At 71.5% G+C, this 7780-nt stretch carries 8 protein-coding genes; 5 read left to right on the plus strand and 3 right to left on the minus strand.

Annotated elements, in window-relative coordinates; all coding sequences use genetic code 11:
• Both G6048_RS45495 and G6048_RS45500 read left to right on the plus strand, forming a co-directional pair.
• The coding region (locus tag G6048_RS45495; RefSeq protein WP_235991095.1) for a response regulator transcription factor at window positions 1-695 on the plus strand (695 nt) is incomplete at its 5' end.
• A 166-nt stretch (window positions 696-861) separates the two neighbouring features.
• Window positions 862-1476: a hypothetical protein gene (locus G6048_RS45500; RefSeq protein ID WP_165345491.1), complete on the plus strand. Its 615-nt coding sequence runs from the start codon at window positions 862-864 to the stop codon at window positions 1474-1476.
• 163 nt (window positions 1477-1639) lie between these two features.
• On the opposite strand, the gene G6048_RS45505 is transcribed toward G6048_RS45500, so the two are convergent.
• Window positions 1640-2752, minus strand: a complete 1113-nt coding sequence (locus G6048_RS45505) for a sensor histidine kinase (RefSeq protein WP_165345496.1) — start codon at window positions 2750-2752, stop codon at window positions 1640-1642.
• A gap of 23 nt (window positions 2753-2775) precedes the next feature.
• Window positions 2776-3534, minus strand: coding sequence for a response regulator transcription factor (locus tag G6048_RS45510; protein ID WP_165345492.1), 759 nt, complete (start codon window positions 3532-3534; stop codon window positions 2776-2778).
• Window positions 3535-3810: 276 nt separating this feature from the next.
• Between G6048_RS45510 and G6048_RS45515 the strand changes: the two genes are divergently transcribed.
• The 3 genes from G6048_RS45515 to G6048_RS51680 are packed head-to-tail and all read left to right on the plus strand — an operon-like array spanning window position 3811 to window position 6061.
• Window positions 3811-4545, plus strand: coding sequence for a glycosyltransferase family 2 protein (locus tag G6048_RS45515; protein WP_408056239.1), 735 nt, complete (start codon window positions 3811-3813; stop codon window positions 4543-4545).
• Window positions 4542-5267, plus strand: a complete 726-nt coding sequence (locus tag G6048_RS50615) for a TIGR04282 family arsenosugar biosynthesis glycosyltransferase (protein ID WP_235991096.1) — start codon at window positions 4542-4544, stop codon at window positions 5265-5267. The genes G6048_RS45515 and G6048_RS50615 overlap by 4 nt, the downstream gene beginning before the upstream one ends.
• Window positions 5264-6061, plus strand: coding sequence for a class I SAM-dependent methyltransferase (locus G6048_RS51680; RefSeq protein ID WP_328828890.1), 798 nt, complete (start codon window positions 5264-5266; stop codon window positions 6059-6061). Before G6048_RS50615 ends, G6048_RS51680 begins: the two co-directional genes overlap by 4 nt.
• A 355-nt stretch (window positions 6062-6416) precedes the next feature.
• Here the strand turns inward: G6048_RS51680 and G6048_RS45525 are convergent, their stop codons facing one another.
• The gene (locus G6048_RS45525; RefSeq protein ID WP_165345494.1) at window positions 6417-7661 is read right to left on the minus strand and encodes a molybdopterin-dependent oxidoreductase; all 1245 of its coding nucleotides are present in this window, start codon (window positions 7659-7661) and stop codon (window positions 6417-6419) included.
• Between the last annotated feature and the right edge of the window lie 119 nt (window positions 7662-7780).

Consider the following 7780-nt stretch of genomic DNA (forward strand, 5'->3'; position numbering starts at 1 on the left):
CCCCCTCGAGCACCGCCCCCGCCACCCATCTCCTCGTGGTGGAGGACGACGTCGGCGTCCGCGACGTGCTCACCATGGCCCTGGAATTCCTCGGCTTCGAGGTGAGCTGCGCAGCCACCGGCCACCAAGCCCTGCGTCTCGTCACACGGCGCATCCCCGACCTCGTCCTGCTCGACGTCAACCTCCCCGACGTCGACGGCTTCGAGGTCTGCCGAACCCTGCGCGAACGGGACCTCACCATGCCCGTGCTGTTCCTCTCCGGACGCAGCGGGGTCGACGACCGGGTGCGCGGACTGGACGTGGGCGGCGACGACTTCGTCACCAAGCCGTTCGAGCTGAAGGAGGTGGCGGCCCGTATCCGCGCCCTGCTGCGCCGCACCGCCGAACGGCCCACGCGGCGCCGCTGCCTGAGCGTCGGTCATGTGCAGCTCGATCCCGACGCACACCAGGTGTGGGCGGCCGGGCGCCCGGTCCGGCTCACCCCCACCGAATTCGCCCTGCTGCGCTATCTGCTGGAGAACTCCGACCGGGTACTGACCCGCTCCCAGATACAGGAGCGCGTCTGGAACCACCGCGACGAGAGCTCCGGCATCGTGGACACCTGCGTCTACTACCTGCGCCGCAAGCTGGGCGACCAGGACCAGTCACTCATCCGTACCGTACGCGGGGTGGGCTACCGGATGTCCGCGGTCTGACCATCAGCGTCCGGTAGCCCGGACCGTCGAAGTCCGCGTCGCGCCGCAACCTTCACCAAATCCTTATCCCGTACGGAGCGGTTCCGGATCCGCGCTCGCTTCACTGAGGCCGCGGCCTCCGCTCGGGGCCGCCCCTTCTTTCCCACCCCACAGGGAGCACAGCAACATGTACTCCGTACGGAAGAAAATCGCGGCCGCCCTGGGCTCCGCGATCACCCTGGCCGCCCTCGTCGTGGCCACCCCCGGCACCGCCATGGCCGACCACGAGGAGCAGCCGACCGTCGCGCAGCTCCTCGAGCAGTGCAACAACGGCACGGACCGGTGCGAGTTCCACGTCGAGTCGGTCGAGAAGTACCTCGGCCCGGAGCAGCGGGTCACCTCCGACGCGTTCAACTGCACGAGCGTCAACCAGAACCTGTCCAAGACGTGGTCGGACACCACGACGACCGGCACCTCGACGACCCAGACCATTGAGTTCGGCGGGGCCTTCGAGGCCTTCACCGCCGGGTTCAGCAGCGCCACCGGGAAGACCTGGGAGAAGTCCCACACCGAGACGCACACCGAGAGCCTGTGGATCGGCCCGAAGAAGAAGGGCTGGCTCACCCACCGGACGCACATGGTCAGGTCGCACGGCTACTACCAGCTCAACTTCGGTGACCGTTACTACGGCCACTACATCTGGTACGTCAACGACGTGACGATGACCGGCATCGACCCCGACAACACGTACGGCGAGAGCCCCGTGTTCCGCGAGGCGGAGACGGGCTCCGGCGACTGCTGAGCACGCGGACCGGATGCCGCACATCGACACAGCCCCGCGCCCCTCACGGGGCGCGGGGCTGTGTCGATGTGCGGCTCCGCCGCGATGCCCGGCGGGGGAGGCACGGCGGGGGAGCGACCAGCCACGACGCAACGGGCCCGCAGCCTGCGAACGACCCGCGTTCCTACACCTCGACGGTCGGCAACGTCACCTCGAAACGACAGCCCCCCGACACATTTCGTACGATCGCCCGGCCCTGGTGGGCCTCCACGATCCCGCGCACGATCGCGAGCCCAAGACCCGCCCCCGCAGGAGGCGTCCGCGCGTGCGTGCCACGCCACCCCGTGTCGAAGACCCGCGGCAGGTCCTCCTCAGGAATCCCCCCGCAACTGTCCGTCACGGACAGCACAACCCCCTCGGGGGACCGGTACGCGGAAACGGCCACCGTCCCATCGGACGGCGTCCGCCGAATCGCGTTGACCAGCAGATTCCCCAGTACGCGACTCATCTCCTTGCCGTCGACCTCCACCGGCACCGGATCGATCCCGGCCCCCACCAGCCGCACCCCATGCTCACGGGCCAGCGCGTCCGCCCCCGCCAGCGCGTCCCCGACGAGGTCGTACACCGACATCCGCGAGGGGTTCAGCGCCAGCGCGCCGGCATGGATACGGGACAGTTCGAACAGGTCGCCGACCATGTCGTTGAGCCGCTCGACCTCGGTACGCATCTGCCGCAGATACCGGTGCGGATCCGCCGCGACGCCGTCCTCCAGCGCCTCCGACATCGCGCGCAGTCCGGCCAGCGGGGTGCGCAGGTCGTGCGAGATCCAGGCGACGAGTTCGCGCCGGGAGGTCTCCAGGGCGCGCTCGCGGTCCCGGGACTCGTGGAGCTTCGCGCTGGTGGCCGCCAACTCCCGGCTCAGCGCGGCGAGTTCGGCGGTCCCGGCACCGGCCGGGGCGGCGAAGTCACCGCCGTCGCCGAAGGAGCGGGCGGCGATCGTGAGCTCCCGGCTGCGGGCGACCACCCAGCGGCCCAGGAGCATCGCCGTCGGCACGGAGACCAGGGCCGCCATCGCGACGACAGTCGTCACGACGGCGAGGTCGTGTTCGTTCAGGAACATCGCCTGCGCGACCATGAGCGTCCCGGCCAGCATCGCGGCGACGGCCACGAACACCACGACGTACAGCGAGACCGTGAGCGACCGGTGCCGGACCAGCCTCAGTACGAAGGCGCCCAACACGCCTGCGACCACGGCACCCAGAAGCGCGCAGGCCGCGATGAGGAGCATGTCCTGCATGGGGGGTATTTCTTCCATGGCGTTCATCGGCCCTCCCCTCCGTCGGAAACACCGGCCGCGTCAGCACCTGCCGTGTCGAAGCGGTACCCCACGCCCCACACCGTCTGGATCAGCGCGGGCCGCGCGGGATCCGTCTCGATCTTGGCGCGCAGTCTGCGGACGTGGACGGTGACCGTGGACAGGTCGCCGAAGTCCCAGCCCCAGACCTCGCGCATCAGCTCCTCACGGCTGTACGCGTGTCCGGGGTTCCGGAGGAAGAAGGCGAGGAGGTCGAACTCGCGGACGGTGAGGGCGAGTTCCGTACCGTCCTTGGTGGCGCGGCGGCCCTCCGGGTCCACGCTGAGTCCGGCCGCGCCCAGCAGTCCGCGCGGCTCGGCGGAGGGCCGGCTGCGGCGCAGTACGGACTCGACGCGCAGCACCAGTTCGCGCGGGCTGAACGGCTTGGTGACATAGTCGTCGGCGCCCACCTCGAGGCCGAGGATCCGGTCGTCCTCGTCGCCGCGGGCGGTCAGCATGATCACGGGTACGGGGCCCCGCCCGCGCATCCGGCGGCACACCTCCAGGCCGTCCATGCCGGGCAGCATCAGGTCCAGCACGACCAGGTCGGGCCAGTGCGCGGTGGCCTGCGCCAGGGCGGAGGGGCCGTCGACGGCCCGGTCCACGACGTATCCGGCCCGGTCGAGGTAACCCGAGACGATCTCGGCCACGGTGGGGTCGTCATCGACGACGAGAACACGGGTGCCGAAGGTGCTGTCGGACGGCTGCGGCTGCGGCTGGTGCATGACGCCAGGGTCGCACCGCAGTGGCGCGGCTGTCCTGCGTCCGGGGGTCGGAGACCTCGGTCGTCCTTGATTCGTAAGGAGCGGGGGGACCCCCATCGCGGCGGAGCCGCACATGGACACGGCCCGCGCCCCTGAAGGGCGCAGGTCGAACCCGGCGGAATACGGGCGGGACCCCGGAGCCCGGCTGGGCCCGGGAACCCGGCCGCGGACCGACGTCCGTGTTTCGTAAGGCGCCGCTGTCTGGAATGCCCGCTTCGCGTTCGTACTGTGAATGCCGTGTACCCGAACTCCACCACGAAACCCGACGTCGATGTCGTCCTGCCCTGTCTGAACGAAGCCGCCGCGCTCCCCTGGGTGCTGGCCCTCATCCCCGAGGGCTGGCGCGCGCTGGTCGTGGACAACGGTTCCACCGACGGCTCCGCCGACGTGGCCCGCGACCTCGGCGCGACCGTCATCCACGAGGAGCGGCGCGGCTTCGGGGCGGCCTGCCACGCGGGGCTGCTCGCCGCGAGCGCGGACATCGTCTGCTTCTGCGACTGCGACGCCTCGCTGGACCCGTCCCTGCTCGTGCCCTTCGTACGCGAGGTCCGTGCCGGCGAGGCCGACCTGGTGCTCGGGCGGCGGCGCCCGCAGGGCCGTGGCGCCTGGCCGGCGCACGCCCGCGTGGGCAATCTCGCGCTGTCCCGGATGCTGCGCCGCCGTACCGGCGTACGCCTGCACGACCTCGGCCCCCTGCGCGCCGCCCGCCGCGAGGGCTTGCTCGGCCTCGGCCTCACGGACCGCCGCAGCGGCTATCCCCTGCAGATGGTCGTCCGCGCCGCCGACGCCGGCTGGCGCATCGCCGAACACGACGTCCCGTACCTGCCGCGCACCGGCACCTCCAAGGTCACCGGCACCTGGCGCGGCACCTGGCACGCGGTACGGGACATGCGCCGGGTACTGACGGAGCCGGCGTACGCCACCGGCCAAGGAACCGCCCAAGGACCCTTCCAAGGAGGAGCCCACCGATGACCACCCTGCTCGTCATCGCCAAGGAACCGCGACCCGGACGCGTGAAGACGCGGCTCACCCCGCCGTTCACGCCCGAGGAGGCGGCGGCGCTCGCGGAGGCCGCGCTGGCCGACACCCTATGCGCGGTGGTCGCGACGCCCGCGGACCGGCGGGTCCTGGTGCTCGACGGCGAGCCGGGGCCGTGGCTGCCGCCCGGCGTCGAGGTGGTCCCGCAGTGCGCGGGCGGGCTCGACGAACGGCTGGCCGCGGCGTTCGCCGACTGCACGGGACCGACGCTGCTCATCGGCATGGACACGCCTCAGGTGACCGCCGAACTCCTCACGTTCGGGGCCGACTTCACGGACTGCGACGCCTGGTTCGGGCCCGCGGAGGACGGCGGCTTCTGGGCGCTGGGGTTCGCCGACCCCGACCCTGCCCTGCTGCGTGGCGTGCCGATGTCGACGCCCACGACAGGAGCCCGGCAGCGGGCCCGGCTCACGGCCGCCGGACTGCGTGTACGCGATCTGCCGCGGCTGCGGGACGTCGACACGGCGTACGACGCCTGGCTGGTCGCCGAGCAGGTCATGGTCCAGGGGCAGGGCGGCCGGTTCGCGGCGGAGTTCGACCGGCTGGCGGCGGGCGTGCGGCGCTCGGACGTCGAGCAGTCCGTCGCCGAACTATCCGCCGCCGAGCGATCCGTCGCAGACCGTTCCGTCGTCGAGCGCTCGGTCGTGGGGCGATGAGCGCGGCGAGTACGGCGAGCGCGACGGATACGGATACGGGCACAAGCACGGCGTCCGCCTGGTGCGTAGACCCGTACGCGGACGCCCTCCGCGACGGGCGCGGCCCGCTCTTCCTGCGCCGTACCGACGGCTGGCTGCTCCCACTGGAGGTCGAGCGGTGGTGCGCGCAGGCCGACGCCGCCGATCTGTCCGCGCTGCGGCGGTGCGAAGGGGCCGTACTGGATGTGGGCTGCGGGCCCGGACGGCTGGTCGCGGCCCTCGCGCTACGGGGCCTGCCGGTGCTCGGGATAGACGTGAGCGAGGCGGCCGTCAGCCACACCGTGGAGCTCGGCGGTCAGGCGCTGCGCCGCTCGGTGTTCGAACCGTTGCCGGGGGAGGGGCGCTGGAACACGGCGCTGCTCATCGACGGGAACGTCGGGATCGGCGGCGACCCGGACGCCCTGCTGCGCCGGATCGCCCAACTCCTCGCCCCGGACGGCCTGTTGATCGCCGAGACCGCACCCGTGGACGTCGACGAGCAGGTCCAGGTACATGTCACCGACGCCCAGGGTGCCGCCGGAACCCCGTTCCCCTGGGCCCGGCTCGGCAGCCGCGCCCTGCTCAGGCGCGCCCGCCGGCTCGGCTGGCATGCGGACGGTCAGTGGACGGCGGACGGCCGCTGCTTCGTGGCCCTGCGCCGCGCCCGCACCGAACGGATCAGCATCCACAGCGCCGACACCCCGAACAACGCGGCCGTCATCAGCAGCCAGCGGGCCAGGAACACATCGCCGGACGAGCCGGTGGACGCCTCGTAACGCCGCTCGACCCGCCCGCTGATCAGCGGAAACCACACCAGCAGCAGCAGTCCGGACAGGGCCGCCGGGACACGGACGAACATCAGCCACTCCCGGCGCCCGACCGCCCCGAGCGCCGCCCCGACGACCCGGTCGGCAGCGGCGTACAGCGGCAGCAGCACGAGGTCGTGCAGCAGCGCCGCCCCGACGATCCACATCAGTACGCCCCACCAGTCCCCCGCGAGCAGCTGTACGCCGGCATACGCCACGAGCGCGAACGAGCAGGCCAGGAGCAGGAGTTGGAGGGGACTCTCGCCGTACCAGCGACGCCACCGGTTCCGTACGCTCGTCATCCGTCCGTGCATTCGTACGTGCATTACAGGTCTCCGAACGTCAGCCGGGACACCCACTTGGTGTTCAGCACCCCGGGCGCGGCGGGAACGATGATGCGTGCCGGGTAGCCGTGGTCGGGGGTCAGCGGCTCGCCGTTGACGTACAGGGCGAGCAGCGAGCGCGGGTCGCGGACCTGGTTGTCGCGCAGGGCGGCCCGCCGGAAGGAACCCGCACGCTGCAGCGACTCCACGAACAGATCGGGCTCCCGGCCCCGGTCGTACCCCGCCAACTCCGCCAGATCCCGCAGCCGTACGCCCCGCCACCACTGGTCACCCGTCGACCAGCCCTCCACGCAGGCGATGGGCAACGCCGCGCTGTACAGCGGCAGTTCATGGAGCTGCGCCCGGCTGAGCCGGACCGTACGGCGCCCCTCGACGACGAGCCGCCACGCCTCGTCGCTCGTCTCGTCCGCCCCGACCCCCACCGCCGCGGCCGTCTTGTTGATCTGGAAGCCGCCCGGTCCCGAGCCCGGCTCCGGCCCGCCGTGCGGCGCGAGAATCGCCGTCCGGCGCAGCGGCCCGTCGAAGTTCTGCCCCACGGTCGTGGCGAGCAGGAACAGCGAGGAGCCACCGACGAATTGGAGCGCTCCGCGCCGGGAGACGGTAGGCGGGTCGGACGTTGGCGCGTCGGACCGGGGTGCCACCAACTCCCCTGTTTCTCCGCCTCGTTCGCGTCGGATGTTGCGCAGCACCGTGGGCATCTTCAGCGCCGCGTGCGCGACGAAGGCGGCGAAGAACACCCAGGCGCCGTAGAAGTGCAGGGGGTAGAAGGAGCCGGGGAAGACGTAGTCGAGCTGGACGTTCAGCACGCCCGTCACGAACTCGAACAGCGCGCTTCCGACCAGTACGAGCAGCGAGAGCCGTTCCAGCGCGTGCCCGAGCGAGCGCGCGGGCGGCAGCTCGAAGAGCTTCGGAATGACCGACCACAGCTTGGCGAGGAGTACGGGAATCAGGGCGATGCCGAGCGTGACGTGCGTTCCCTGGTTGAGGCGGTACAGCCAGGGCGGGTCGGTGGGCCAGGCGAAGAGGTAGAAGCCGAGAAGGCCCTTGTCCGGGGTCTTGTCGTTCACGGGCGAGAGGTTCGGGTTGTACGCGGCGTACGACACGAGGCCCGTCACGAACAGGACGGTGATCCCGGCGAGCAGCACGACACCGAGCAGCGAGGTGAGCCGGGGGCCGCGTAGAGGGCTGCGCCAGAAGGCGGGGGAGGTGGGGAGCCGTTCGCTCATTAGAGGACCATCCCTTCTGCAGCCCTCACGGGTAGGGTTGTGACCTCTCGGTCCCGGCGGGTGCACGGCCGCGCTCGCGTGCTACGCGATGGCCAGCATGAGTTATGCCGGCCCCGCCG

Source organism: Streptomyces ureilyticus, from assembly GCF_011045025.1.
Taxonomy (GTDB): Bacteria; Actinomycetota; Actinomycetes; order Streptomycetales; family Streptomycetaceae; genus Streptomyces; species Streptomyces ureilyticus.